Origin of the sequence: Niabella digestorum (assembly GCF_036409055.1) — a bacterium.
GTDB lineage: Bacteria > Bacteroidota > Bacteroidia > Chitinophagales > Chitinophagaceae > Niabella > Niabella composti.
The window spans coordinates 17737-44713 of record NZ_JAZGLY010000010.1 but is presented as its reverse complement, the minus strand read 5'-3'; the positions used below and the strand labels follow the sequence as shown (position 1 = coordinate 44713).

Annotated in this window: 25 protein-coding genes; 9 read left to right on the top strand and 16 right to left on the bottom strand. The window is 37.8% G+C overall.

Annotated features, from left to right (window positions below):
* Positions 1-199 precede the first annotated feature (199 nt).
* Positions 200-1204, bottom strand: a complete 1005-nt coding sequence (locus tag V2H41_RS13595; protein ID WP_330975715.1) for a DUF5655 domain-containing protein — start codon at positions 1202-1204, stop codon at positions 200-202.
* Positions 1205-1546: 342 nt separating this feature from the next.
* Here V2H41_RS13595 and V2H41_RS13590 point away from each other — a divergent pair, with 342 nt between their 5' ends.
* Positions 1547-1921, top strand: a complete 375-nt coding sequence (locus tag V2H41_RS13590; protein WP_330975714.1) for a hypothetical protein — start codon at positions 1547-1549, stop codon at positions 1919-1921.
* A gap of 54 nt (positions 1922-1975) precedes the next feature.
* The gene (locus V2H41_RS13585; RefSeq protein ID WP_330975713.1) at positions 1976-2983 is read left to right on the top strand and encodes a TQO small subunit DoxD; all 1008 of its coding nucleotides are present in this window, start codon (positions 1976-1978) and stop codon (positions 2981-2983) included.
* 293 nt (positions 2984-3276) lie between these two features.
* Here the strand turns inward: V2H41_RS13585 and V2H41_RS13580 are convergent, their stop codons facing one another.
* The 9 genes from V2H41_RS13580 to V2H41_RS13545 form a co-directional block, all read right to left on the bottom strand.
* The gene (locus tag V2H41_RS13580) at positions 3277-3705 is read right to left on the bottom strand and encodes an arsenate reductase ArsC (protein ID WP_330975712.1); all 429 of its coding nucleotides are present in this window, start codon (positions 3703-3705) and stop codon (positions 3277-3279) included.
* Positions 3702-4736 (bottom strand): ACR3 family arsenite efflux transporter, encoded by a 1035-nt coding sequence (gene arsB, locus V2H41_RS13575; RefSeq protein ID WP_330975711.1) that lies wholly within the window; start codon positions 4734-4736, stop codon positions 3702-3704. Before arsB ends, V2H41_RS13580 begins: the two co-directional genes overlap by 4 nt.
* A 12-nt stretch (positions 4737-4748) precedes the next feature.
* Positions 4749-5222, bottom strand: coding sequence for a DUF6428 family protein (locus tag V2H41_RS13570; protein ID WP_330975710.1), 474 nt, complete (start codon positions 5220-5222; stop codon positions 4749-4751).
* 61 nt (positions 5223-5283) lie between these two features.
* On the bottom strand, positions 5284-5850 hold the full coding sequence (locus V2H41_RS13565) for a hypothetical protein (RefSeq protein ID WP_330975709.1): 567 nt from the start codon (positions 5848-5850) through the stop codon (positions 5284-5286).
* Positions 5851-5854: 4 nt separating this feature from the next.
* On the bottom strand, positions 5855-6181 hold the full coding sequence (locus V2H41_RS13560; protein WP_330975708.1) for an ArsR/SmtB family transcription factor: 327 nt from the start codon (positions 6179-6181) through the stop codon (positions 5855-5857).
* 50 nt (positions 6182-6231) lie between these two features.
* Positions 6232-6675 (bottom strand): alpha/beta hydrolase, encoded by a 444-nt coding sequence (locus V2H41_RS14000; RefSeq protein ID WP_419784746.1) that lies wholly within the window; start codon positions 6673-6675, stop codon positions 6232-6234.
* 185 nt (positions 6676-6860) lie between these two features.
* Positions 6861-7322, bottom strand: a complete 462-nt coding sequence (locus V2H41_RS13555) for a Crp/Fnr family transcriptional regulator (protein WP_330975707.1) — start codon at positions 7320-7322, stop codon at positions 6861-6863.
* 1149 nt (positions 7323-8471) lie between these two features.
* The gene (locus tag V2H41_RS13550; RefSeq protein WP_330975706.1) at positions 8472-9218 is read right to left on the bottom strand and encodes an SDR family NAD(P)-dependent oxidoreductase; all 747 of its coding nucleotides are present in this window, start codon (positions 9216-9218) and stop codon (positions 8472-8474) included.
* Entirely contained in the window at positions 9208-10242 is a 1035-nt protein-coding gene (locus V2H41_RS13545) for an ankyrin repeat domain-containing protein (RefSeq protein ID WP_330975705.1), read from the bottom strand. The genes V2H41_RS13550 and V2H41_RS13545 overlap by 11 nt, the downstream gene beginning before the upstream one ends.
* A 573-nt stretch (positions 10243-10815) precedes the next feature.
* Here V2H41_RS13545 and V2H41_RS13540 point away from each other — a divergent pair.
* Positions 10816-11637, top strand: a complete 822-nt coding sequence (locus V2H41_RS13540) for an alpha/beta fold hydrolase (protein WP_330975704.1) — start codon at positions 10816-10818, stop codon at positions 11635-11637.
* Positions 11638-12426: 789 nt separating this feature from the next.
* Here the strand turns inward: V2H41_RS13540 and V2H41_RS13535 are convergent.
* Both V2H41_RS13535 and V2H41_RS13530 read right to left on the bottom strand, forming a co-directional pair.
* A complete protein-coding gene (locus tag V2H41_RS13535) occupies positions 12427-13215 on the bottom strand; it encodes a dioxygenase family protein (RefSeq protein WP_330975703.1) in 789 nt (262 codons plus the stop codon).
* A gap of 221 nt (positions 13216-13436) precedes the next feature.
* Positions 13437-13886, bottom strand: coding sequence for a hypothetical protein (locus V2H41_RS13530; RefSeq protein WP_330975702.1), 450 nt, complete (start codon positions 13884-13886; stop codon positions 13437-13439).
* A gap of 273 nt (positions 13887-14159) precedes the next feature.
* Here V2H41_RS13530 and V2H41_RS13525 point away from each other — a divergent pair, with 273 nt between their 5' ends.
* Positions 14160-15551 (top strand): sugar porter family MFS transporter, encoded by a 1392-nt coding sequence (locus V2H41_RS13525; protein ID WP_330975701.1) that lies wholly within the window; start codon positions 14160-14162, stop codon positions 15549-15551.
* A 4-nt stretch (positions 15552-15555) separates the two neighbouring features.
* Here the strand turns inward: V2H41_RS13525 and V2H41_RS13520 are convergent, their stop codons facing one another.
* The 4 genes from V2H41_RS13520 to rplU form a co-directional block, all read right to left on the bottom strand.
* Entirely contained in the window at positions 15556-17241 is a 1686-nt protein-coding gene (locus V2H41_RS13520) for a helix-hairpin-helix domain-containing protein (RefSeq protein WP_330975700.1), read from the bottom strand.
* A 103-nt stretch (positions 17242-17344) separates the two neighbouring features.
* Complete coding sequence (locus tag V2H41_RS13515) at positions 17345-17695, bottom strand: hypothetical protein (protein ID WP_330975699.1); 351 nt, start codon at positions 17693-17695, stop codon at positions 17345-17347.
* Positions 17696-17881: 186 nt separating this feature from the next.
* Positions 17882-18145, bottom strand: coding sequence for a 50S ribosomal protein L27 (gene rpmA, locus V2H41_RS13510; protein ID WP_330975698.1), 264 nt, complete (start codon positions 18143-18145; stop codon positions 17882-17884).
* 73 nt (positions 18146-18218) lie between these two features.
* Positions 18219-18518, bottom strand: a complete 300-nt coding sequence (gene rplU, locus V2H41_RS13505; RefSeq protein ID WP_330975697.1) for a 50S ribosomal protein L21 — start codon at positions 18516-18518, stop codon at positions 18219-18221.
* A gap of 153 nt (positions 18519-18671) precedes the next feature.
* Between rplU and V2H41_RS13500 the strand changes: the two genes are divergently transcribed.
* The 5 genes from V2H41_RS13500 (at position 18672) to V2H41_RS13480 (ending at position 26919) form a co-directional block, all read left to right on the top strand.
* On the top strand, positions 18672-20171 hold the full coding sequence (locus tag V2H41_RS13500; protein ID WP_330975696.1) for a GH3 auxin-responsive promoter family protein: 1500 nt from the start codon (positions 18672-18674) through the stop codon (positions 20169-20171).
* A 53-nt stretch (positions 20172-20224) separates the two neighbouring features.
* Entirely contained in the window at positions 20225-21379 is a 1155-nt protein-coding gene (locus tag V2H41_RS13495) for a 1-deoxy-D-xylulose-5-phosphate reductoisomerase (protein ID WP_330975695.1), read from the top strand.
* Between the two features lie 145 nt (positions 21380-21524).
* On the top strand, positions 21525-22337 hold the full coding sequence (locus V2H41_RS13490; RefSeq protein ID WP_330975694.1) for an alpha/beta hydrolase: 813 nt from the start codon (positions 21525-21527) through the stop codon (positions 22335-22337).
* Between the two features lie 39 nt (positions 22338-22376).
* Positions 22377-23177, top strand: coding sequence for a nucleoside triphosphate pyrophosphohydrolase (gene mazG, locus V2H41_RS13485; protein WP_330975693.1), 801 nt, complete (start codon positions 22377-22379; stop codon positions 23175-23177).
* A complete protein-coding gene (locus V2H41_RS13480) occupies positions 23164-26919 on the top strand; it encodes a sensor histidine kinase (RefSeq protein WP_330975692.1) in 3756 nt (1251 codons plus the stop codon). The genes mazG and V2H41_RS13480 overlap by 14 nt, the downstream gene beginning before the upstream one ends.
* The last annotated feature ends 58 nt before the right edge of the window (positions 26920-26977 follow it).

Below are 26977 nucleotides of genomic sequence, written 5' to 3'. Positions count from 1 at the left end.
AAGTGTACTGTTTTCTAAAAACGCATCTTCACGAGCTCAAAAATTCATTTTTAAGCCACTCAAATTTTAGCATTTTGAACTACAACTAAAAAATAAACCTCCTTTAAATCGACTTAAAAGAGGTTGAATTTTTTGGGTTTTAAAGATTCTTTGGAAAAATAGAGAGTTGTGCAACGGTTACCCTTGTTAGCAGAAGCTCTTATTTTTCGATCAGTTGTTTTAATAAAATATTTACTTCATCTAAATTCTTTTCATTTTCAAGAATTATAGCGCAACTTGGACCGTTCCAAAATTTTTGAACACTTGCTGTTAGAGACTTTATCTGATGATGCTTTATTATTTTACGAGTTTCATCTTCAGGATTAAGCACAACTATTTTTAATTTTTTTCTTCCTAAAATAAAAAATGCAATATTTTTTTCTTTACGAATTGAAATATAATGCTTTTTAGGATTAAAGATTAGGTCTGGATCTATATTCAACAAATAATCTTTAATTTTAAAATATGCATCTTTAATTTCATCATTTACACCTTCTAAATGGATACTTTCATCATATTCTTGCGCTATATCATCTTCTTCTTGTTCATTTTCAATTTCTGCAAATTCAATATTTTCAAAATCAGGATGCATTGTGTAAATAGATTCTGTCAAGTTTGAGTATTTTTTGATTTGTATGAGTTTAACCATTTTTCCCCAAGTTTCAGTATATGTTTCCATAATTTCGGGGAGCTCTTTTTTGTCACCATCTATTACTAGCAAAATATTTTGACTTTTTTCGATAGTATCTTTGATGAATTTATAAATTTCTTTTTCCCCAAGATATTTTTTAAACTCTTTTCTTACTTCATCATCTTCATTGATGTGTGAAAAAATTTTTTCTATCAGATCGTTTTGCCCTTTATGATTTTTAAAAAAACCAAAAAATTTTGTTATCTGTGGGAAAATGTGCCTATAAAAATCGTGACTCGCCAATTCTACTTCTACAATATAAAATTCAGGATTTTTTTTATCAGACATATCAAATAAAAATCCATCAGGTATTGAATTTCCTAAAGATATTGTATGAATTTTCTTTTTGGCATCTATATAAATAGAGTTTTTTCCAAAAAATTTTTTTGAATTTTTTACGACTTCTAATTCGAAGTCATTTTCTTTTTCAAATTGGAATAACGTGAAAATTTTGTCATTCAAAAATAATTTCATTTTATGCGAAATGTTTGTTTAGAGTTTCTGCTAACGTTTCAGGGCTTGGCGAAGGAGCGGGTTAGAAAGCCTAAACTTTCAATTTAGCACTAACGTGAGCAAAACCATTTTTTCAATTTGCTAATTTACATTTTAAAAGCAAATAAAAAATGGTTTTGTGGTTAAATGTACAAACTTTGAATTTAACACTTAACCCGCTCTTTTGCAAAACCTTTGTTAGTGGCTGTGGCTATTAGTCATTCACTATAATTTAGTTTTAAGTAACAAAACATTTAATGGTGAAAAGCCGTTTATTAGGCAATCTTAACATAATCCAATCAAAATAACTGTATCTTTGTAGAGATGACGAAAAAGGAAAGCCATATCAAAAAAATCAGACATATTTTATTGATGTGGTTTGTTCTGTTTTCGTTAAGTCCTTGTACTGTCAAGGAGGCATTGTCTCAAGTGGTCAGTACGGATTATGCCAAACCGCTCAACAAGTCAAAGACAATTGCTCCGACAAATAGCTGTTCGTATTCGCAAAATGATAACCAGCAAATTTCGGTTGTAAAAAAAGCGAAAATTAATAAAGAAATTGAGCCTGTTCAGGTTGTCAATAATTCGTGTTTTGTCGTACTTTCTTCCAAAGGTTACAACGATTATTCAAAAACATCTTCGGGCAACAGTCCTCCAAAATATATTTTATACAAACGGCTGAAAATTGATATAGCGTGATTTTGCTTTCGTATTATCATATCATTTTCACGTTTAATTAAAATATAAAAATCAATGAAACAATATATTGACAGTGCAGTCGGCAAGGCTGGACTTTTTACGCTACCTTTACGTTGGGTAATCGGCTGGACTTATTTTTCCGCTTTTTGGCGAAGGTTGATTTTAGACAACAAACTTATTCCCGAAGAAGCGGGCTATATAGGTGAAAAATTCAATCACTTTCTCCCCAATGCTTTGGGCATCAAACCGATTATTGAATATTTGGTTTCCAACCCCGAAGCGTTGCAAATTTCAATGGTTATTTTTACGATTGTAGAGGCCATTGTCGGCTTGTTCATTATTTTGGGGTTATTTACAAGGCTGATGAGCATTGGGGTGTTCTTTTTGGCGATGGGAATTCTTTTGGGTTCTGGTTGGATTGGAACGACTTGTTTGGACGAATGGCAAATAGGTGTGTTGGGAGTGGCAAGTGGCTTTGTCTTGTTCTTAACAGGTAGCGGAGCTTATTCGTTAGACAATTATTTAATGAATAAACCCTATCAGTTTACCAATAAAAAATGGTTTGCTTTTTTAGGTTCGGGCGAGCTTCCAATAAAAAATTTAGCTCCAAAAGTTCTGGTCATGTCGTTGCTTATTTTTGGATTAACTTTGTTTACCAACCAATATTTCCACGGAGGTGTATTTGGTACGCTTCATAACAAATCGGTCAAGCCCAAAGTTGAAATTTCAAATATTCAGCAAAACGGCTCACAACTTTCTTTTCAACTATTCAGGGTTGAGGGTGCGGATGTTTACGGTTCTTTTTTGATTGGAATACAGATTTTGGACGAAAACAATCAGGTCATAAAGTCCATTGGGCAAGAGGAACTAGCTCAATTTCCGAAAGAAAAAATAAATAATCATTATGTGGCAAAAATCAAACCGGGAAAACATAGCCTGATTTTACCGCTTGGTGCAAAAGCCGATTTGACGATTGACTTAGAAGGAATTACGCTCAAAGAAAATTACGCATTGAAACTGATTGATATCAGCGGAATAGAATGGATTACTGAAATAAAATAACAGATTTGTTAGCATAAAAAAGCTGTCGTGATAATGCGACAGCTTTTTTTGTTTTTTGGAATGTCGGTAAAAACTAAATGTGCCTGTTGAATTTCAGGTTTACGGCTGTTGTTGTCGGCGGCGCCATTGCCACTAACGTTTGACGGCTTTGCGAAAGAGCGGAAAATCGAAGCGGATAGCTTCAATTTTGCACGAACGTAGCCAATGCGAACAGCATTGGCGGAATACGAAGCACAAACTTTCAATTTAGCACTAAGCCCGCTCTTTTGCAAAACCGTTGTTAGGTGCTGCCCTTATTGGTTTCCCTTTAGATTTTCCGCTATAAATCGTTCGCAGTATTCTTTAATTTGCTGTCTGACTTCTCTGAACTGTTCATTAATTTCTTCGTCTGTTCCTGTTGCTTTTGCTGGGTCTGAAAAGTTGTGATGAAACTTCTTTGCTTTAGTTGGAAAAAACGGACAACGTTCTTTGGCATTGTCGCAAACTGTAATGACAAAATCAAAATCAATGTCGTAATATTCATCAATGTTGTTTGACGTATGATTTGAAATATCAATTCCGTCTTCTTGCATTATTGCAATGGCTTTTGGGTTTACTCCGTGTGTTTCGACGCCTGCACTGTAAACTTCTGCATTTCCGTTCGCAAAATGTCGTAAATAACCCTCCGCTATCTGACTTCTGCAACTGTTTCCTGTGCAAAGCACTAAAATTTTCTTTGTCATTGTTTATAATATTTTCGTTTTAAAAATAGACTTGCTCTGACTAATAATATCAAAACAGGAACTTCAACTAAAGGACCGATAACACCCACAAATGCTTGAGGCGAGTGTATGCCAAATACCGCAATGGCGACCGCAATTGCCAATTCAAAGTTGTTGCCAGTAGCTGTAAATGCAATAGATGCGTTTTTATCATAAGGGACTTTTAGAAATTTACTAATGAAAAAACTCAAGAAAAACATGAGTACAAAATAAATGATTAATGGTATCGCTATTTTTATGACATCTAAAGGCAACTCCAATATTTTGTCGCCTTTTAAACTGAACATCAGCACAATGGTAAACAGTAAAGCATACAATGTAATAGGCGATATTTTTGGAACAAACTTTCTATTGTACCACTCGATACCTTTCGATTTTACCAAATAATAACGGCTCACGAAACCAGCAAAAAAAGGAATGCCTAAATATATCAAAACGCTTTGTGTAACTTCTTTCATTGAAACACTTATATTGAAATTAGCAATCCCTAATTTATTGGGCAATATGTTGATGAAAAGCCAAACGAAAAAACTGTAAGTCAATATCTGAAAGATACTGTTTAGGGCGACCAATAATGCCGTGTATTCTCTGTTTGCTTTTGCCAAATCACTCCACACAATAACCATTGCGATACACCTTGCCAGACCAATTAAAATTAATCCCGACATATATTCGGGTTCGTTTCGTAAAAACAGAACGGCCAAACCAAACATCAAAACGGTCCCGATAACCAAATTTAATATCAAGGAAATGGCAATTACTTTTTTGTCTTTTAGAGCTTTAGGTAACAAACTGTAATCGACTTTTGCCAAAGGTGGATACATCATCAATATCAATCCGATAGCCAACGGCACATTGGTTGTGCCAACAGAAAGGGAGTTCGTTACATTGGAAATATCTGGAAATAAATAACCCAATCCTACACCTACCGCCATTGCAAGGAATATCCATAGGGTCAGATAGCGGTCGAGAAATTTTAATTTTGGTTGCATATGCTTATACTTTTAACAGCATCCACCACCTGGTGTACAAGAAGCATTTTGATTTACAGATAGTTCGGATAAATTCTTCTTTACTTTCTCGGACGGAATTCCACACGCATCTTGTGCTAAACAAGCAGTTGTTTTGTTTTGCAAAATGAAATTTGTTCCGTCAAAAGCCAACGCATATTTTCCAATTGTGTCACTTTGATATTCTACTTCAATTTCTGCATCTTCAATGCCTAATTTTTCTTCGGAAAGTTTAATGATGTTTAAAAGTTTAGAAGGTTTTAAACGATGTTCAAAATCATCGGCATTCCATAGCTGAAAATTTACGGTTTTTTCTGTACGAATTACTCCACCACAATCAATGAAGTTTTTTGTAACCATTCCGACTTCGGTTACGTGAAAATGTTCTGGAACGAAAGAGCCGTTTTCCAATTTGAATGTTACATTTTCTAAAGTTGGTAAAAGTGCTTTTACTTCTGATAGTTTCATTTTTTTATACTTTATATGTTTTATTGCAATATTGCGATTTTATTATTTTAAAAAAAATGTCTTAGCAACATTTGAATTGAACTTTTTTAAAATAGAAATTGAATTTTGGGATATAAACCAAAATATGTAACAATCCTATTAAGATTGCACCGGGCAAAAGGTTTAACGCTATTGTTCGGAAGATGTGAAAATTTGAATACTGCTGGAAACTGTTTTGCAGAGTTATGCCATTGTCTGTAAGGTTAATTTTAATAACCAAAAATACAGCGATAGATGCAAAGTGAAAACCATTTACCAAAAGATGAATGATGTACTCCCAACGAGGCAAACCACCCATAAATTTACGGCTGTCTTTTTCTACATAAGCGTCCACAATCAACGTAATAATGTCAAGTACAATCAACGCTATTCCGATAAAGAACAGTTGATTATTTTCGATGCCTATAAATAGACTATAAAGAATACCCGAAAATAAAACCGCCCGAATGGTATGAGTTAAATGTTCAAATTTGCTTTCCTTATGTTCATACAAACGGTATTTATAGAGATGTAAAAATACTCCGTCAAACAAACCTAAAACGGCATAAGCAATAAGCAAGATAATTGATATTAAAAAAGTAAATTCCATACGATTAACAACATTTTTGGTTGGTTACGGTTAATATGATTTTTGAAAAATAGTCTTTCAGAATATTGAAAGTATTTTCGTCAATGCAGTAGCAAATGGCATTGCCCTCAATATTTCCTTTTATTAGTCCTGCGTTTTTGAGTTCTTTCAAATGTTGCGAAACTGTCGGCTGTGCAAGTGGCAATTCGTTTACGATGTCGCCGCAAATGCAAGTGTCCACAGTCAATAAATATTCGATAATTGCCACTCTTGCAGGATGTCCCAACGCCTTTGCGATTGTCGCAATTTGATTTTGTTTGTCTGTAAAGAGTTCTGTTTTAGTCGCTCCCATTGCCTAAGTGTTATTTTTAGATTGCAATATTACGATAAAGATATTAATAGTCAATTATTTTTTGAAATAAATTTCAACTGACTATAAAAGTTAAATGAGTTTGATTTTTTAGAGTGTTGTCGATTTATGTACGGATGTTCGACAGGGTTGCACCTAACTTTAAAATAGGCGTACACATCTTTATAGTTAGAAAATGGAGCTAAAGGATAATCAGGTACTATTATCGAACAATTAGTCTTTTCTAGTAGTTCATGTACAAGATCCCAATCATATTTTGTTAGGTTGGATATATACCCACCTCCATGTATGTATAGGATTACTTTAGATGAACTACTTTGTTTAGGTGTAAACGTCCAAACTTTTCTCTTATTGATGTTCCGTATTTCAGTATTAAAGTCAGATATCAAATCACTTGTAGGTTCTGTAGGTTCGGAGGGGTATCTGTTGCTCTTAATGCGCTTCTCAATATCCTTTTTCTTCCCGACCACTGTCATCAATGACTGTAACAACTGAGATTTAAAACTTGGAGAGGAAGAATGTACATAGGTTACCGATGTAGCTGTTTGTGATTGCCCGATCATTGTTTTTATAATTAACAAGGTGAATAGTGATATTGAACGTATGCTCATTCCTTTTTGCAAAGGAAATTGAATGTTCCATATCAAACAATGAACCTGGGTTAAGAAATTCGTCTTCTTATCCTACTTAATGCTTGAGGGGTGATACCAATATAAGAAGCGATATACTGTAAAGGGATTTTTTTAATTAATTCGGGTTGTTCTGTGAGGAGGTTTAAATAACGCTCTTCAGCAGTATCATTTAAAAAAGAGATTTCACGTTTTACTTTTTCTAAAAATAGTTTTTCCGTTGCGAGTCGACCTATCAGATTGCCTCTTTCAGTTTCACGATATAGGGTTTGCACATCCTCATAGGAAAGTCTCCACAATTTTGTTGGAGTGATGGTTTCGATGTGGTATACCGAGGGTTGTCTGGTGAGGAAAGAGTCATAAGCACCAATAAAGTCATTAGCAAAAGTAAGCTCAAAAGTGATTTCTTTATTTTCCTTGGGTATATAGTATCGAACAATACCTTCTTCAATAAAAGAAACGTATCGCTCTACTTGACCTTTTTTCAGAATCAAGGTCTTTTTAGGGAATTCCTGTTGAATAAATTTTGAAGCTATTCTATGCCAGTCCTGCTCAGTAAAGTCTGCATACTTATTTCGAAAAAATGCTTAATCTGTTCCACCGTTGAGATGATTTTTACTTGCAAAGGTTTGCATTAAAAAACATTTTTGATTTGACGGTAATATTTTACCCCTATTGGCTAAGAGAATACTATGAATAGCGGATATTGAGTACTATCTTGCCATTCGTTTGTCCTAGCACGATTTAATTGAAATTAAGAAAAAATTGACTGTTTTTGGTATAAGGTGCTATTGAAGTTTACCACAGGATTTTATTGGACATTATATATTCGGATTAAAACTACTCCATCATGCTTATTTTGGCCTATGATTTAATTTAATTTTTCTGGGAGTGTACTTTTTATTTTGTTTAAATATCAATTATTTTTTGACCATATGTGCTCAAATAATGTTTTAATAGGCTTTCGTAAGGATTATTCCCGATGCTAGACCCAAATACTTTCTTTTCTTAGTTATAACTTGGTTTTGTGTCATTTCTTCAAAATATTTTTGATCAATTATCCCACTTTTGAGCACTGGCTAGAAACTTTCCATAATCTTCTATCGTTGTCAACAAGTCATCTGCAGCGTTGGGCGTTTTATTTTTCTACTATTTCATAAGCCTTCCCTTCTTTATTGTGACCAATTGCTAATTTAGTAGTGTCTATATCTTTGTCCCAAATATATTTTTGTCGTTCATCTTTAATGAATGGAAAATGAGCTCATAAGCCAATTGTTACAGAGATTTATTAAACTTCTTTCCAAGGCTTTTCGCAGGTATTCCATACCTTCTCCCGATATTTATATTGGGTTTCTGAAGCAAGCATAAAGGATAGTTTTTTAGTTGCTGTCATCCAGCGCCAATTGGGAAATCCAGTTTAAAGACTTAGTATTAATCTTGTAGTTAATTTTCTATGTCAGGGGGCAGATAGCAATATCAGGATCTATCCAATATTTGTAAATGGGTTTATCTAAAGTCGATTTACCTAAACTTATTAGCCTTAGTGCAATTATTAGGCTGTTCGATAGTGGACAATTGATAGTTAATGACAATCCTCCCATTGACATTGGGAATTGATCATAGTTTCAATTTCTTTTGTAAAATTATTCATCAAAATGAACAGCTGTTAGTCCTCCATCAACAACTAGTTCCTGTCCATTTATATAGGATGCCATATCAGAAGCAAGAAAAAAAACTGTATTAGCAATTTCAGAAGAGTGAGCAAATCGACCGATAGGGACTTTTGCTATTGTAGCTTTATAACGCTCGGGACTTATATGCGATTCATTAAACTGATCGGTATTGGTATACCCCGGACTAATCGTATTAACGCGTATTTTGCGAGGCGCTAATTCCAGTGCCAATACTTTGGCCAAATAAGCAATAGCAGCTTTGGAAGATGCGTATAATGCCGCAGTGGGAAGTCCTCTCAAATGTGTCCATGAGGCGTTAATAATTATACTACTGCCTATTTGCATGAGTGGGAGCAACTTTTGTATAGTGAAGAAAACTGCTTTATAATTAATGGCAATTAATTTATCAAAGTCCTCATAGCTAATTTCATCGAATCTTTTAAACATACCTATACCTGCATTTACAAAAAGTGTATTTAGTCCTGTTGTATAGGCATTTACTTTTGAGTATAGATTATTTATATCTTCGGTTTTAGATGCGTCTGATATAAAGGCTTGAAAAGAGGGATATTCTTCAATGACTTTTTGTAGTTTTTTTTCATTACTGCCGGTAAGAATTACTTGATAACCTTCTTCGAAGAATTTTTTTGCGGTAGCAAGTCCAATTCCTGATGTTCCGCCTGTAATAAAAATTGTCTTAGGATGATTATTTGCCATAGTTTTCAAAAAGGTTTATAATTTCTGTTCTATTATATTTTTCTGCTAATTCATAAGCTGTGAGCCCATCCCAGCCTTTTAAATCTATAGCAGCTCCGGCATCCAGTAAAATCTTTACGATGTCCGTATGCCCTTGCCAAACGGCATCGTGTAAGGCCGTGTAGCCGTTAAAAGGACCTTGTTGATCTATGATTTTCTTAAAATCGGGATGATCTACTAATAACCTCATCACTTGGTTATTACCCATATAAGCAGCTTTGTGTGCTGGAGTAGCCTTCATCAATCCGCAAGTTATCGTCATATCTGCTCCTGCATCCAATAATACTTTTACTGTTTTGGTATGCCCATCTCGGGCAGCGATTAATAAGGGGGTATGTCGACTGTTAGGCCCGTGTCCACATGGATAAACATAATTAACATCTGCTCCTTTCAACAAAAGTGAAGCCACTTTAGTTGCCTTTATGGAATCCTCCAGTGTGCTATCAATAATTATATGAATCATTTGTTTGCTGTGTTTATCAATAATTTGACGATTCTTGGCTTCCTTCAATAATTTTTCGATTTCACTGAGAGGACTTTCGATAACGGAATTATCATTTTTGTTTTCTTTCCCTAGCATATCAAAAACATTTCTACCATCTGCTGATTGCGCATCTAAGTAAATGTCTGGTATTGTTAGTAGATACCTAACGATATCTATATTTTGGTGCCAAACTGCTACCATGAGAGGTGTCATTCCATGTAAACCCGAAGGCTGATTGTAAAGAGCTCCTGCTTCTACAAGTTTTTGAACGATGTGGACATTGCCTCCCTGTACCGCATAGTGAAGCGGCGTAGCTCCGGTAATGGAATCCAGTAGAAACACTGCACGATTATCTTTTTCAATTATTCTTTCTACATGCAAAGAATCTCCTTTCTTAATAGCTTCATGAAGGCCGCTTATGCTTTGAGCAAGGATAATGTTTTGGAAGGAGTAGCAACAACAAAAAAATATAAGAACGCTTATATAAATTCTTTTACGCATACAACTTCTTTTTATATTTTGCAAAAGAACAATACATTCACTAATGAAAAGATCAATTGTGAATGCTATATAAAAAGATAACTATCTTCTCAGTCATATATAAATGCCATCAAGAGGTCATGATAAAAGATTCTAAGTCTCATTTTGTAATGCCCATATTTAGAAGCGATTTTAGGGATCAAAAATATTAGATGAGTTTCGGGAAAATATTAAACTGGTTTAAGATTTTATTTTCTTTTTTTATATTTTGTAGGCTTTTATAAGCATACTGCTTCTATACACAATTAACGCTTTAGAAGCATCGAAAAGTAGAATTATTAATTGGAAAATATCAGAGGCTATACTTATAACGAGTTACGTACCCATCCTATCTTACTGATTTTGCTATCTGTAGAATCCGATACTATAATATAATTGGTGTGTTGGCTAAGGCTTATCAATTCTTTTTTACTCTTCGAACTCTGGTAAAGGGGAAAAAAATACAATTTATAGCGAAATCCGTCCATTGAACAGCCCTCGTTTACATACCAACTTTGTGTTAGAAAATTTGCTAACAACTAAAATTACTTCATTATGAAAACATTAACACTTAAAGACGGAACAGAAATCTTTTATAAAGATTTTGGATCAGGACAACCAATTTTCTTTCATCACGGTTGGCCTTTGTCATCTGATGATTGGGATGCACAGATTATGTATTTCCTTGAACGAGGATATCGTGTTATAGCACACGACCGTAGGGGGCATGGTCGTTCCACTCAAACTGCAGTAGGAAATGATATGGATACATTTGCTTCTGACGTGAATGAGTTAGTGGAGCATTTGGATTTGAAAAACACTATTCACGTGGGACACTCCACTGGAGGGGGAGAAGCTATCAGGTATGCGGCTAAATACGGAAAAGGAAGAGTGTCTAAAGTGGTATTGATCGGGGCTGTAACTCCTTATATGATTAAAAACGAAAACAACCCCAAGGGAGTTCCCATTGAGGTTTTAGATGATATCCGTAATAATACTAAAAACAATCGCTATCAATTTTTCAAAGAATTGCCAATTCCGTTTTACGGATTCAATCGGGATGGTGCCAAACTGATCGAAGGATTGAGAGATAATTGGTGGAGACAAGGAATGATGGGAGGCGTAAAATCACAATACGATAGTGTAAAAGCTTTTTCTGAGACTGATTTTACCGAAGATTTGAAAACTGTAGATGTGCCTGTTTTAGTATTACATGGTGATGATGATCAGATTGTTCCTTATGAGGCCACTGCTCTGCGTTCGATAGAGTTACTACAAAAAGGTAAAATAATCATATACCCGGGATTGTCACACGGAATGCTTACCGTAAATGCAGATATCATTAACAAGGATATTTTAGACTTTATTAAATCTTAAGAATCCCCTGAAGGTGGGATCTTCGTCTCACCTTCTTCATCTTCTTTTTATGGCTTTCGAGAATCAATGAAATGGATATAGGTGATGAGCAATCCATCTAATCTGAGGGAAATGGACATGGTGTATTTAGTAGGAGATGGTTAAATTTAATCCGAAGCTTAAGAAGTTTTCAAGGTCTCGACTTCATAATATTATATTAGTAGATGAGATGCTATTTGCATCTCTTTTTTTGTGTTTCAGATAGGGGTTTACTTGCATTTTCGCATTGATCTAAAACCATATTCATACCAGATTGTGAGATATCTTAGTTTTATCTGATTGTGCATGTAGAATTTTTTAACCCTATTTGGAAAGTTCTTTATACTATGATGGTCCTGATTGTTACGCTTGGATTTGGCCAACAAACTTCGGGCTCATCAAAATTAATTTGCTGTACAATTTTTCTGAGGCTGTAAAGTTTTCCGACTCCGAAAGTGGGAGAGGCTCGAACGGAGTTCCCCCCACACAGAGCTCTAGCCCCGGTCTTGAGTTGTAATTTTGCTATTAAAAATAAGAGGGGCTGTTATATAAATTTATAATCTAAATCTTGGATGAGAGATAGTGGAGACTGTTGTGTTGTGCATAGCTTCGATAGTTTTCTTATTCTTCCTTCCAATATGCATTTAAAAGGTTATACATTTCTTCGTGTGCGGCCAAACCGAGGTGATCTTCAAGTGTCTTATTGTGGTAAGGTTTCTCCTTGTAACTAAATTCTTCCAATGGAATAGAGGATTATAAGATGCATACGCATCACTCCACCACAAAACTCCTCTCACTAAAAGCAGGAAGGGAGGGTTCGCCTTCGTAAAAGTAGCGGATCGCATCTTTGGAGTCGGTGAGCCCTAAGCTGTAAAGTACGGGTACAAAATGATCTGGAGTGGGAGCGGCTAGTTTTCCTAATTGGTGACTGTTTTCGTAATGAATGATGTTTTCAAAGTTGCGTTCGTCAATCTGCTTTTTAATCCAGGCATCATATTCGGCTTCCCATCCGTAAGGCGTCATGTCGTTCGTAAATAACTTTCGGCTGGCAAGCGGTAGGTTGTGGATGAGAGCACCACTGCCGATGATTAGTACACCTTTTTCGCGCAGAGGTTTCAGCTGCCGACCCAGTTCATAATGGTAGGAGGGTGGGGCATAGTAATCAATGCTCATTTGAAATACCGGCACATCTCCTTCGGGAAATAGGTGCATCAGCATAGGCCAGGCACCATGATCAAGCCCCCATTCGGTAGTTTCCTGCACAATGGGAGCTACCTTTTTAACTTCTTTGGCCACATCAGGAGCCCCGTGTGCATGGTAGTATACCTGATAATAATGCTCTGGAAAACCATAGTAATCGAATATCTGCTTTTGCTCCTGCGATATGTTTACGTATGTACCACGCGTACACCAATGCGCTGAAATGATCAGCGCCGCCTTTACGTCGTAATGCTGTTTAAGGTAATTGCCCAGTTCAAACAGCCGCTCCCAAAAAGGGCGCTCTTCCTTTGAAAGCGGAATATCCATCGGATTTCCGTGAGAGGTAAATAATACCGGCATCCGTTTGCTTTGGATGGGGAGCGTGTCAGTAAAAGCCTTTAGGGTACTAAGTGTATGCATTGGTGTAAACAAAATCAAATTTAACTATCCTTACTATAGCTTGTATAAATCAATGTCTAAACATCATTTATTTAACAAAGATACTTATCATTTGGTTGTTTCGTACAACAAAAAAGGCTAATGCCAAAGCATTAGCCGGGGAATGCGGAACGTGTTATATATTATTGATCACCTCTGTTGAAAACTTTTGCTACTTCAATATCACCCTTGCTGTTGGCATTAAGGTGCAGGTATTGTTTTTGATCTTTCAGAACGATGCGGTAGTTAGTACCGTATTTATTTTGAACTTCAGTTATCGCAAAAATTTCTTTATTCTTGTAATTTTCGGTAACAGCATCAGCTACACTTGCAGGAAGCAGTCCCTTACCGTAATAACGGATGGTTTGCAAAATGCGACCTTTATGATCTAGTAATGCTCGGGTTTTAACATCCCCTGAGATGAAAAAGGCTTCATAGTGGTTGGCAACCTGAGTCCAGCTAACCTGAGTGGCTCCTGCAAAGGTTTCATTAAAAGATTTCAATACTTTGTCATCAACATTGTTGGGATTTATGGCAAAGGCACTCATTGCAAATGAGATGGCAAAAACGGCGGAGAAAATCAGTTTTTTCATTGTATTGTGTTTTTATGTTTTAGTGATTGATTACAATGCAAACATAGCATGTACAGATGCCCCCTGTCAATAGGAATCTGGCGAACACTAGGGAAAGGGTCGGTGAATGACGGATTTTGGGTGGTTAAAATATAGCGGTTTAGAGCTGTTGTATACGAAATCGTTTTTGTATGAGGCGATTTTTGGAAAACAAAGTAATTTACCGCATCGTTCTGATCAGCTTGTCAGGTATTGTAAATAGATTTTATAACGATTGTAAACCAATTTTTATTTATGCAAACCTCACCCCAGTCCACCGTGCATGCGTCCACACAGCGCAGCAGAAACATTTTGGGTCTGTCATTGATTGCCGCACTGGCCGGCTTTATTTTCGGATTTGATACAGTAGTAATTTCTGGTGCTAACCTGCCTATTAAGGAGCTTTGGCACACTTCGCCATGGTTTCATGGGTTCTTTATTATGTCTATGGCTTTGTGGGGTACTGTAATAGGGGCTCTGTTTGGTGGCATTCCCACTCAGCGTTATGGAAGAAAGAAAGTATTGTTATGGATAGGCATACTGTTTACGCTATCGGCTTTAGGGACTGCTTTGGCGCAGGATCCTTATACCTTTTCCTTTTTCAGGTTTATAGGAGGGGTAGGCATTGGGGTTTCATCGGTGGTAGCGCCTACTTATATTTCTGAGATTTCTACTCCCAAAACACGTGGACGACTGGGAGCGATGTACCAGTTCAATATCGTTTTCGGTATTTTGATTGCGTTTCTATCTAATTACTGTTTGCAGGGTGTGGACGGTGCCAATGATTGGCGCTGGATGTTGGGTGTTATGGTTATTCCTTCGGTAATTTATACCATCATGGTATTTAGCATCCCTGAAAGTCCGCGTTGGTTACTATCAGTTCAAAATGATAGGGAGAAAGCTAAAACCGTGATGTTGCAACTTGGAGTAGAAGATCCTGAAAAGGAAATCAACCTCATTGAGAAAGCCGGACAGAAGGAAGAGCCGCAGGCAAAGGGGGCGGGCCTCTTTGCTTCACGTTACAAAAAGATATTATGGCTGGCTTTTTTTATTGCTTTTTTCAATCAATGGAGTGGAATCAATTTTATTTTGTACTATGCCCCTGAAATACTGGAACGTGCAGGGCTGGCTGCAAAAGATTCTCTTGGTAATTCTATTTTAATCGGTCTTACCAATCTTATTTTCACTTTTGTTGGCCTTTATTTTATTGACCGGGCAGGGCGCAAAACCTTGCTTATAGCAGGTTCCATTGGTTATATCATCAGTCTGGCCATCGTAGCTTGGGCGTTTTATGCGGGAGCTGGTGCCGTTTTTCTATTAGTATTTTTAATGTTGTTCATTGCATCACATGCGATAGGGCAAGGTGCCGTAATATGGGTATTCATTTCTGAAATCTTTCCCAATCAAGTGCGTGCGGCTGGACAGGCTTTTGGTTCCAGCATACACTGGGTATTTGCTGCAATTATCACTTTAATCACACCGGTATTTTTGGATGCTGAAAACGGTATATTCAAAGACAATCCATGGCCTATATTTGCCTTCTTTGCCTTTATGATGGTATTACAACTGATTTGGGTGCTCACCAAGATGCCTGAAACCAAAGGCATTTCACTGGAGGAGCTGGAACAGCAGCTGGTGAAGGATTAACCATTTATCCTTGCTTCAAGCTTTTGATTCTTTGCAAATAGGCTTCAAATGCTTCAAGGCTAAAGCTACTCAGATTATATTCGGCAGTAAGGCCGCCTTTCTGGGCTGCCAATACGCCGTATTTAATATCGCTGAAGCCGCTGATGGAGTGTGCATCTGGATTGATGGAGAGCAAAACTCCTTTTTCCATGGCGTAGTCAATCCACTGCCAGTCCAAATCCAGACGATGTGGATTGGCATTGATTTCGATCGCTACATGATTCGCTGCACAGGCATCAATGATTTTTTTATGATCGATGGGGTAGCCGTTTCGGCTCAATAGCAGCCTACCCGTAGGGTGGCCTAAAATAGTGGTATAGGGATTTTCAATTGCTTTTAGCAAGCGTTGCATGGCTTTCTCTTCGCTCATGTACAAATTGCTGTGCACTGATGCAATAACCAGATCAAACTTGCTGAGTATCTCATCGGCATAATCCAAGCTACCGTCATTGAGGATATCGCTTTCAATGCTTTTGAATATTTTAAAGGGCGCGAATTTTTTGTTCAATTCATCGATCTGTTCATGTTGCTGCAATATTCTTTCTTCCGATAATCCGTTGGCATAAGCGGCCGTTTTCGAGTGATCGGAAATGACCAGATATTCAAAATTGTTTCTAATGAGCTCAGCCGCCATTTCTTCAATCGTATTGATACCGTCACTCCAAGTACTATGGTTGTGAATAATGCCCTTGATATCTTCCTCACGTATAATAGTAGGTACCCCTTTGTTTTTTGTGTATTGAATGATACTATCTTTTTCTCTCAGATATGGTGGAATATAGGGCAATCCCGCTTTTTCAAATATTTCCGCTTCGCTTGTATAGTGGGTTGCAGCAAAAGATTCGGGCGATTGTTCTGTAAAAAAAGCTGTTTTAAAGTTTTCACTACAGGAAGTCAAAAACTGTTTGGCAAAAATGTTTGTTGAATTGCAATATAAGCGTAGCTTCAATCCGTTGGTGAGTTTATATAAAAGCGAATCTTCATTGTCTTCCAGTAGTTCGGGAGGATAAGCTGTTTGAAATTTAGGTTTGATAATAGCTTTGGTGGCATCCACAACAAATTCCAGTTCTTTCAGCGTAAGAAGTTGCCGACGGTATTCGCCCGTTACCAATACCTTATCTTTTCCAAATAGTTGTTCCAGATAGTTTTGAATGGTGGGGTAGACCGCATCCACCTGCGCATACAGAAAATGACCGAGGTGCTGATGATAGAACTGTATTGCTTCCAATACATTTGCTTGCGTTTTGGCGCCAAAACCTTTGTATCGTGTCAGGCGGTTCTCGTTGCAGGCATATTCCAGCTCACCTATCGACTGGATGCCCATTGCCTTCCAGATCGTATGAATTTTCTTAGGGCCTAGGCCTTTCAGTCGGAGCATTTCGCGAACGCCTTCGGGTGTGTTATCGATGTATTCTTGCAGGATAGTCATTGTACCGGTGTCCAGTAGCTCCGTCACTTTGGCTGCTACCGAAGGACCCAGTCCCTTAATGCCGGCAATAGCATTTCGGTCGGTCTCTGCAAGGGGGTACTCCAGCTTCTCGATGTGATAAGCAGCAATAGAATAGGTTTTTGATTTGAAGGGGTTTTCCCCGTGAATGTCCATCAGTTTGGCCAGAAGGGAAAAGTGTTCGGCTATCTCTGCATTATTCATAGGTGCAAAATATTAAAAAATATGGCTGTGGTGTGAGGGAAATATTAATGGGCAAAAAAAAACCTCCGCAGAGGAGGTTTTATAAGCTCGATAAGATAAAATGCTATTTTTTCTTAGCTGCAGTTTTTTTCTTAGCTGCTGCTTTTTTAGGAGCTGCTTTTTTCTTAGCTGCTGCTTTTTTAGGAGCTGCTTTTTTCTTAGCTGCTGCTTTTTTAGGAGCTGCTTTTTTCTTAGCTGCTGCTTTTTTAGGAGCTGCTTTTTTAGCTGCTGCCTTTTTAGGAGCTGCTTTTTTAGCTGCTGCCTTTTTAGGAGCTGCTTTTTTAGTTGCAGCTTTTTTGGAAGCTGCTTTTTTAGCTGCTGCTTTTGCCATTGTTTTAGAATTTAATAGATTAGTAAATGGATTATCGTCGGTAAAATTATTGAAATTTAATATATCGCCAAATTTTTTTTCCACATCTTATCAAGAGTTTTCCATAGGTTATCCACATCTGCATTTATGTGACATGAGAAAAGAAAAGCATTGGTAGGCTGAAATGCAGTGTAGAATCGGGTTTGAAGAGATTAAAATAAAAAAGGATGGCTAATGCCATCCCTTTGAAAGTACTTTACTTTCGGATATAGTAATCTCGAAAAAACGTTCTTAGGCTTGAGGAACTTCGGCAACAGAAACGTAAGTTCTGTTTTTTCTTCCTTTTTTAAATTCAACAATACCATCGGTCAGAGCGAAGAGTGTGAAATCTCTTCCGATACCAACGTTAGCTCCGGGATGGTAAACAGTACCACGTTGACGAACGATGATGTTTCCGGCAATTACCGGTTGTCCGCCAAATACCTTAACACCTAATCTCTTGCTTTCTGAGTCGCGACCGTTTTTTACGCTACCTTCGCCTTTCTTATGTGCCATTTCTTATTGATTTAAAAGTTGAATACATTAAATACTGTTGAAATTACTCTGTGAGTTTTCAACCCGAACAGGTTTATGCGATACCTGTTACTTTAATTTTAGTGTAAAGAGTGCGGTGACCTTTCTTTTTACGGAAACCTTTTCTTCTTTTGGTTTTGAACGCAATAACTTTATCGCCTGCAACTTGGTCAACAATCTCAGCGCTTACTTTTGCATTCACATCAGCGCCTACAGAAAGTTTACCATCGGCATGTACAAACAATACTTCCAAGTTTACTGGATCACCTGCTTTTCCTTCGATATGGGGAACATATAAGGTTTGATCTTTTTCTACCTTATACTGTTGTCCTGCCACCTTAATTACTGCTATCATCGTATAAAAATTAGGCCGCAAAGGTATGTATTATTTTTGATTTTACAATAGAAATCCTTAAAGTTTATTCAAGGATTTTTGCTTCATTACTTACACCTGTTATATTTGCCTAACTTTAAGGCTCCCTAGCCATAAGGAAAACTTGATAAATAAATGAAAATCAAATCTTTTTTAGCTAAGCCATTTGCCTCTATTGTTTCCAAAAATATAAAAAAAGGAATGGTTACAGCTGTAGATGATCAGCAAGCCATTCTAAAAAATCTTATTAAGACCGCTCGAGATACACATTTTGGCAAAGAACATCATTTCGATGCCATCAATACTTATGAAGAGTTTAGAGATGCTGTTCCGATAAGAGATTATGAGGCTTTTTCGCCTTACATCCATCTTATCAAGGAAGGAAAGCATAATGTACTGTGGAAGGGCAGACCTATTTACTTTGCCAAAACATCGGGCACTACCAGCGGTACTAAGTATATTCCTATTACTAAGGATTCCATCAGCAATCATATCAATGGCGCGCGCAATGCCCTATTGTGCTATATGGATGAAACCGGTAATACCGCCTTTGCCGACGGTAAAATGATTTTTCTGAGTGGTTCGCCTGAGCTGGAGCGGGTAAGTGGTATCCCCACTGGACGCCTTAGTGGTATTGTGAACCACCACATACCGCGCTATTTGCGCAGAAATCAGTTGCCCGAATATGAAACCAACTGTATCGAAGATTGGGAAACCAAACTGAATAAAATTGTAGACGAAACACTGCATCAGAACATGACCCTGATTAGCGGCATTCCACCATGGGTACAGATGTATTTCGATGAGCTAACGAAACGCACAGGCAAACCCGTAGGGGAAATTTTTCCCAATTTCTCGGTAATGGTATACGGAGGAGTAAATTTTGAACCTTATAAAGCAAAGTTATATCAGAGCATCGGCCGAGTAGTGGACGGTATTGAAACCTTCCCGGCTTCGGAAGGGTTCTTTGCTTTTCAAGATTCGCAAAACGAACCCGGATTGCTGCTGAATACCAATAGTGGCATTTTCTTTGAGTTTATTCCAGAAGAAGAAATCGGCAAACCTAATCCCAAACGCGTTTCACTAAAGGATGTACAAAAAGGTGTCAATTATGCCTTAATTATTAATAGTAATGCGGGATTATGGGGCTACGATATCGGCGACATGGTAAAATTTGTATCAACAGCACCATATCGACTTATTGTTACCGGTCGTACCAAGCACTTTATTTCGGCTTTTGGAGAACATGTGATAGGCGAGGAGGTGGAATACAGCATTTTGAAAGCTGCTGCGGAAGAAAATGTGCAGATTACAGAGTTTACAGTTGCTCCTTATATCAGTAAAGATGAGGGAAAAAGTTATCATGAGTGGTTTATAGAATTTGCCAATCCGCCCCAAGACTTGCAAAGCTTTGCGTTGAAGGTGGACAATTATCTGCGACAGAAGAACATCTATTATGATGATTTAATTTCGGGTCATATTTTGCAGACGTTGCGAATAACACCTATCCGTAAAAACGGATTCATTGATTATATGAAATCAATCGGTAAATTGGGCGGACAAAATAAAGTGCCTCGTTTAAGTAACGACAGAAAAATTGCCGATGTACTTAAACAGTGGGCTTTGGAAAATTAAATATTGAAATCAAATTCATTCATCAGGGCTATAGTTAACAGTTAGTATAAGCAATGGTAAAACGAATAGGGATTTTCGGATCAACGGGTTCTATAGGAAAGCAGGCATTGGAAGTCATCAAAGACAATCCGGATAAGTTTTCCGTGGAAATTCTCACGGCTTATAATAATCATGAATTACTGGTGGAGCAGGCGCTGGAGTTTGATCCCAATATTGTGGTGATAGGAGATGAAACACATTATACGAAAGTAAAAGATGCACTTTCTAATACATCCATCAAGGTGTTTGCAGGTGAAGATGCGTTAGAAGAAGTGGCCGCTATGGATTGTTATGATATGATGTTGGCGGCAATTGTAGGATTTGCCGGTTTAAAACCCACCTTGAAAGCCATCGAAAATAAAAAAGCCATTGCACTCGCGAATAAGGAAACCCTAGTGGTGGCGGGAGATATCGTGATGAATATGGCAGTGGAAAATCAGGTGCCTATTATTCCGGTGGATTCGGAACATTCGGCCATTTTCCAATGTCTTGTTGGCGAAACGCGAAATAAAATCGAAAAGATATATCTCACTGCATCGGGAGGACCTTTTGTAGGAAGGAAGCCGAACTTCTTGGTAAATGTAAAAAGAGAACATGCTTTGCAGCATCCCAATTGGCAAATGGGGGCCAAGATATCGGTTGACTCTGCTACATTGATGAACAAAGGTCTGGAGATGATCGAGGCCAAATGGCTTTTTAATTTACATCCCGATCAGATAGAAGTACTCATCCATCAGCAAAGTGCCATTCATAGTATAGTGCAGTTTGAAGACGGCAGTATGAAGGCGCAGCTGGGGGTTCCCGATATGCGGCTACCTATTCAGTATGCATTGGGGTTCCCCGCGCGTATCCCCAATAATTATCCTCGTTTTGATTTCAAAAAGTTCAGCACTTTCACCTTCGAAGAACCGGATTATAGAACCTTTAGAAACTTGGTGCTGGCTATAGATGCACTACATAAAGGCGGTAATTTGCCCTGTATTATGAACGCCGCTAACGAAATTGCGGTATATGCCTTTCTTAAAAACCGAATAGGCTTCCTGGAAATGACCGATGTTATCGAAAATGTGATGTGTAAAATACCCTTCATTGAATCGCCAACATTGGAAGAGTATCTTGACAGTGATGCCGAAGCCCGCACGCTGGCAGCAGACATCATTAGGCTCTAGCTATGAGGTGCGCGTGCCATTATCTTTATTCCTTCGCCAATAAAATAATTTTGTTACAAGACCTGTAATGACTATGGTCATTGAAATGTTGTGCCTTTATTTTTTGCGCTGCAACATGTATATTCGTTCTTTAAACCATTTAAAAATGAAGCTCAGAACCTTACTGTTTTTTATCTCCATTTTTGCTTTTGCACAGGTTAATGCATCGAAAGTGGATACTGTTGAAACACATAGTACAGCCATGAACAAAACTATCAAGGCTGTAATTATTACTCCTGATAAATACGATAAAAACAAACAGTATCCTGTAGTGTATTTGTTGCACGGATACAGCGGCAATTATGCCGACTGGCCTAAAGCCGAAGCCGTACGGCAGGCTCCCGATTTATACAATATGATTATTGTATGTGCAGATGGAGGTTTTGGTAGCTGGTACTGGGACAGCCCTGTTGATCCTTCCTATAAGTACGAGACCTATATTTCGAAAGAGCTAGTGCAATGGGTAGATGAACGGTATTCCACCATTAAAAGTGCCAAAGGTCGCGCTATCGCCGGACTGAGCATGGGTGGGCATGGTGCTTTATATCTGGCCATCAAGCATCCGGATGTATTTGGCGCTACCGGAAGTATGAGCGGAGGCGTGGACTTTCGTCCTTTCCCTAATAACTGGGAAATTGCTAAACGTTTAGGTAAATATGCAGCGTATCCTGAGCGTTGGGAGCAAAACACCGTCATCAATATGCTACACCTAATTGAACCGAAAACGTTAAAGATTATCATCGATTGCGGTACAGAAGATTTCTTCTATGAAGTGAATCAGAAATTGCACGAAGCATTATTGTACCGAAATATACAACATGATTATATCGTCCGTCCGGGCGCTCATAATTGGCCCTATTGGGAAAATGCGGTAAAATATCAGTTGCTTTTTTTCCACAATTTCTTTCAGCAAAAATAAAGGTTGATTTACTCATCATCATTTAATAAATTTAGACCAATGGCGCAGCAGGAATTTGACAGGCTCGTAGAAATCATGAATACCTTAAGGGAAAAATGTCCTTGGGACAGAAAGCAAACCTTGCAGTCTTTAAGACAATTAACGATAGAAGAGACTTACGAGCTTGCCGATGCTATTTTGGAGGAGGATTGGGATAATATCAAGGAGGAACTGGGCGATCTCATACTGCATATGGTATTTTATTCAAAGATCGCCACAGAGCAGGGAAAGTTTACCATTCAGGACGTACTGACGGGTATTTGTGAGAAACTAATTGTGCGCCACCCACATGTTTATCCGCCGGATGAGCTGCCTGAAGGATTGAAGCAAGTGCGCAACGAAGAAGACGTGAAGCAAAACTGGGAAAAGCTCAAACTCAAAGAGGGCAAAAAATCTGTATTGAGCGGAGTGCCCGACTCATTACCCAGTGTGGTAAAAGCCATGCGTTTGCAGGAAAAAGCTAAGCAGGTAGGCTTTGAGTGGGACAATAAAGAGGATGTGTGGCTAAAAATTCAGGAAGAATTGAACGAGCTGAAAGAAGCAGTGGAAAAGGAATCTATTAAAAAGCAGGAAGAAGAATTGGGCGATCTTTTGTTTTCCATTGTAAATTATGCACGGTTTTTGAAGGTGGATGCAGATGCGGCACTGGAATACACCAATAAAAAATTTAAACAACGCTTCGGAAAAATGGAGGATATCGCCCGAAGTCAAGGTAAGAATCTGGGCGATATGACATTGTCCGAAATGGATGCGATATGGAACAGCATTAAGACCGCAGAAAAAAACAATGAACCTGTTTAAGAGAAATAGCATCTTCTGGGCTTATTTCATGCTAATCGCATCGATAGCCCTGTTCATTGTATCATTTGCGCTGAAATTCTTCCCTTTTGATAAAGTATCCGTAGAACATCGTGCAAAAGAGCTTCAAAGACAACTGCACGTACAGGAAAAAGATATTGCTACTGTTTTAAATGATACGGCTCTGCTGCAAAGATTGAAAACAGGCAAAGAGACGCAGGCCGATTTGGAATTGTTGTACGATAAGTACTATTCTTTATATGTTTACAGATTACTGGATAAGGCTCAGTATCTGAAATTCTGGAGCTCGGCACATACCATGTTGCCGGATAGCTTACTCGATAATAAGAATGATGAACAATTTGTTCGTCTAAGCAACGGTTATTATCTAATTAAAAGATTGTACAATCCGGAAGTACCGGGCATCAATATATATTGTGCAATACTGATCAAATCTCAATTTTTCGTCGACACGCGATTTTTTAAGCAATCTTTTCCTTTAAACACCAAACTGGATAAAATCGCCGACATCAGTGAAATACCTACTGAGTATGCCATCAAATCTGCGTCAGGGAAAACGTATATTTATTTAAAAGAAGCAGGACAGATCACAAATGAATACGAAAGCCTAATAGTTGTAGTTATAAGGCTGGTTAGTTTCTTTTTGATATTTCTTTCCTTGTATTTTTTGCTGTATTTAAAAGTTGTAAAAAAGCGAGGTAAGAGTGATATTTCCATTTTTCTTGGATGCATGCTTGCCTTTCGTGCCTTGTTATATGTTTTCCGAGAACCATTTAAGTTGGGGAGCTTGGAGTTGTTTTCACCACAAATTTTCGCTTCAGGCTTTCTGTTACCTAGCCTAGGTGATTTGCTTATTAATAGCTTATTATTTTGTTGGTTGGGTGTATTTATATGGAATCGTATCCGGTCTACTGAACATAAAGAGATATTGCCACCCATACGTAGGAATAACTGGTTATTAGGCGTGGCGTGTATATCCTTACTCTTGGGGCTGACATTTGTCGTTATTCATGTCATTCGAAGCATCATAATTGATTCCAAAATTTCTTTTGATGTTACCAATTTTTTTAGTCTGAATATTTATACTGCGGTAGGATTTCTTGTGTTGGCGTTTCTGGTATTAGGCTATCATTATTTTACACGTATTCTTTATCGTTATCTGTTCCCGTCTTTTGCATTCAATGTATATTGGTTGTATTTGTTGATCGCTTTAGTTGGATTGATGTATATCGCCCTATTCGTTCCTCCTGCAAGCATCCATTTATCATTATATTGCTTGTTATGGTTGTTGTTATATACATTTCTTTTTAACTATGAAAAAACCCTCAACCATTTTATAAGATTCAACATCGCAGGTATTGTAGTGTGGATTTTTATTTTTTCGGTGAGTTTGTCATTGCTCATGCTCAGTGAAATTAAAAAGGCCGAGCTGATTCAGCGAAAAAATTATATAGAGAAACTGGATACACAAAGTGATCCTTCTACAGAGCGACTGATGGCTATTGCCAGTGCTTATCTGAACAATGACTTTTTTCAGCGCAATTTTCATAGGTTTTATGATGAAAATGAGAATTGCTATTTGAGAGACAGCATTCTCTCTAATAATTACATTCGATATATTAAAAATTATGATGGTCAGCTTTATATTTTCGATAGCCTCAATCAACCATTATATAATCCGGATAATATTTCCTATGAGGCATTAAATACCATCTTGAGTCGACAGTCAAGACCTACCGATGTCCCCGACCTCTATTTTTATGAACCGGAATACGACCGTTTTGCCTATATCACCTACCGACCTATTAGCGACTCCAGCGGTAAATCGTTGGGAACTGTATACATTATTTCCCAACCTAAAAAGTTTTCTGTGGTATCTCTTAGTCCTGAACTTTTCAGGCAATATCGGGATTGGGAATTTTCCAACTCTACCGTATACAATTATGCTATCTATTCGCACAAGCTTCTCGTAGCTTCTTCTAAAAAATATCCTTTTACTTCCACATTAGTGGAGACGCAGATACCCAAAGCTAAGTTTGAGTTGCGCGAGCAAGACGGATATAGCGAATTATGGTATAGGGCTAGCAAGGACAAAGTTATAGTGATGACTCGAAAGAAGGAGGTGGCATTAGAAACAATAACGTTGTTTTCTTATATCTTTTGTACATTTTTGTTATTGCTGGCTTTAATAAGACTTACCACTCGTCTGCTCAATTTTATATTGAATAAAAAGCTACCGTCACGTATAAAATTCTCTACCAGTATCCGAGGGCAGATTCACAATACCTTTATCCTTATTACGATTCTATCGTTTGTGGTAATTGGTGTTGCAACCATTTCGTTTTATACCAAGCGGTTTGAGTATTCCAATGAAGAGCGACTGAGTCAAACCATGAGCATCATGCTGAATGAGCTACAATCGCATCGGGAGTTGGGAAGTCTTATTTATGAGCAGAGAATTAGGCAGGATTCAATCAATTCAACGCCCTTAGATGAAATTATTAAGCGCGTTGCTGATATTCATGGTGTGGATGCTAATATCTATGATTTTACCGGCCGTTTGTTGGCTACCAGTCAGCCCGATGTTTACACTAAGGGCTTTCTGAGTACACAGATTGACCCAAGAGCATTTTTCTACTTATTCAAAATGCGACGCATCGAGCATGCACAAAAAGAGAAGGTGTCCAATCTTCAATATACCAGTATGTATGCACCCATCCGCAGCAGCGATGGTTTTTTCAACGCATACCTCAGCATCCCTTATTTTACTTCGCAACAAGTATTCAACCATGAGATGTCCCGCTTTCTGGTAACCCTTATTAATCTAAATGCCTTTATCTTCCTGATCACCGGTTTGATGGCACTGTTAATTGCCAACCGTATTACGCGTTCGTTCGCACTAATTAAGGAAAAAATCATGCAGCTCAATCTGTCCAAAAACAATGAAATGATTGTGTGGAATAAAAATGATGAGATAGGGGGCCTGGTTACGGAATATAATAGAATGGTGGTAAAACTTAGAGAAAATGCGGACGCGTTGGCCAAATCCGAAAGACAGGAAGCTTGGCGTGAAATGGCCCGCCAAGTGGCGCATGAAATTAAAAACCCACTGACACCAATGAAGTTGAGCTTGCAATATCTTCAAAGAGCCATTGACAGTGGTAGCCCTAATGTACCGCAGCTTACAGCCAGCGTATCAAAAACCTTGGTAGAGCAGATAGATTATCTGTCCAAAATCGCTGCGAATTTTTCACAGTTTGCCAATATCAATCATGCCAATAAGGAAATCTTCGACCTGCACGAAGTGATTCAGTCGCTGATTACCATTTACAGTAAAAATCCAGATATTGATTTTGTATGGAAGCCGCTGCCTCGAGAACTGAATATTTTTGCCGATAAGGCACAAATGAACAGGGTTTTCACTAATTTATTTTCCAATGCCAATGAGGCCAAACGCGATGATGCCAATTGTCAGATTACAATTTTGGAGGAAATAGTGGACGGCAAAGTGCGTATTAGTGTAATAGATAATGGGGTAGGCATAAGTGAGGAAATGAAACAGAAAATCTTTACCCCCAATTTTACTACTAAAAGTTCAGGTACAGGTTTAGGGCTAGCGATGTGCAAAGGTATCTTGGAGCAAACAGGAGGGGATATCAGTTTTACAACCGAAGCTGGAAAGGGTACTACTTTCTTCCTGACAATTCCGCTGGTGGATGATTAATACGGTGAAATCCTTCGACAATAAAAAAAGCCGGTCTTCAACCGGCTCTTTATTAACT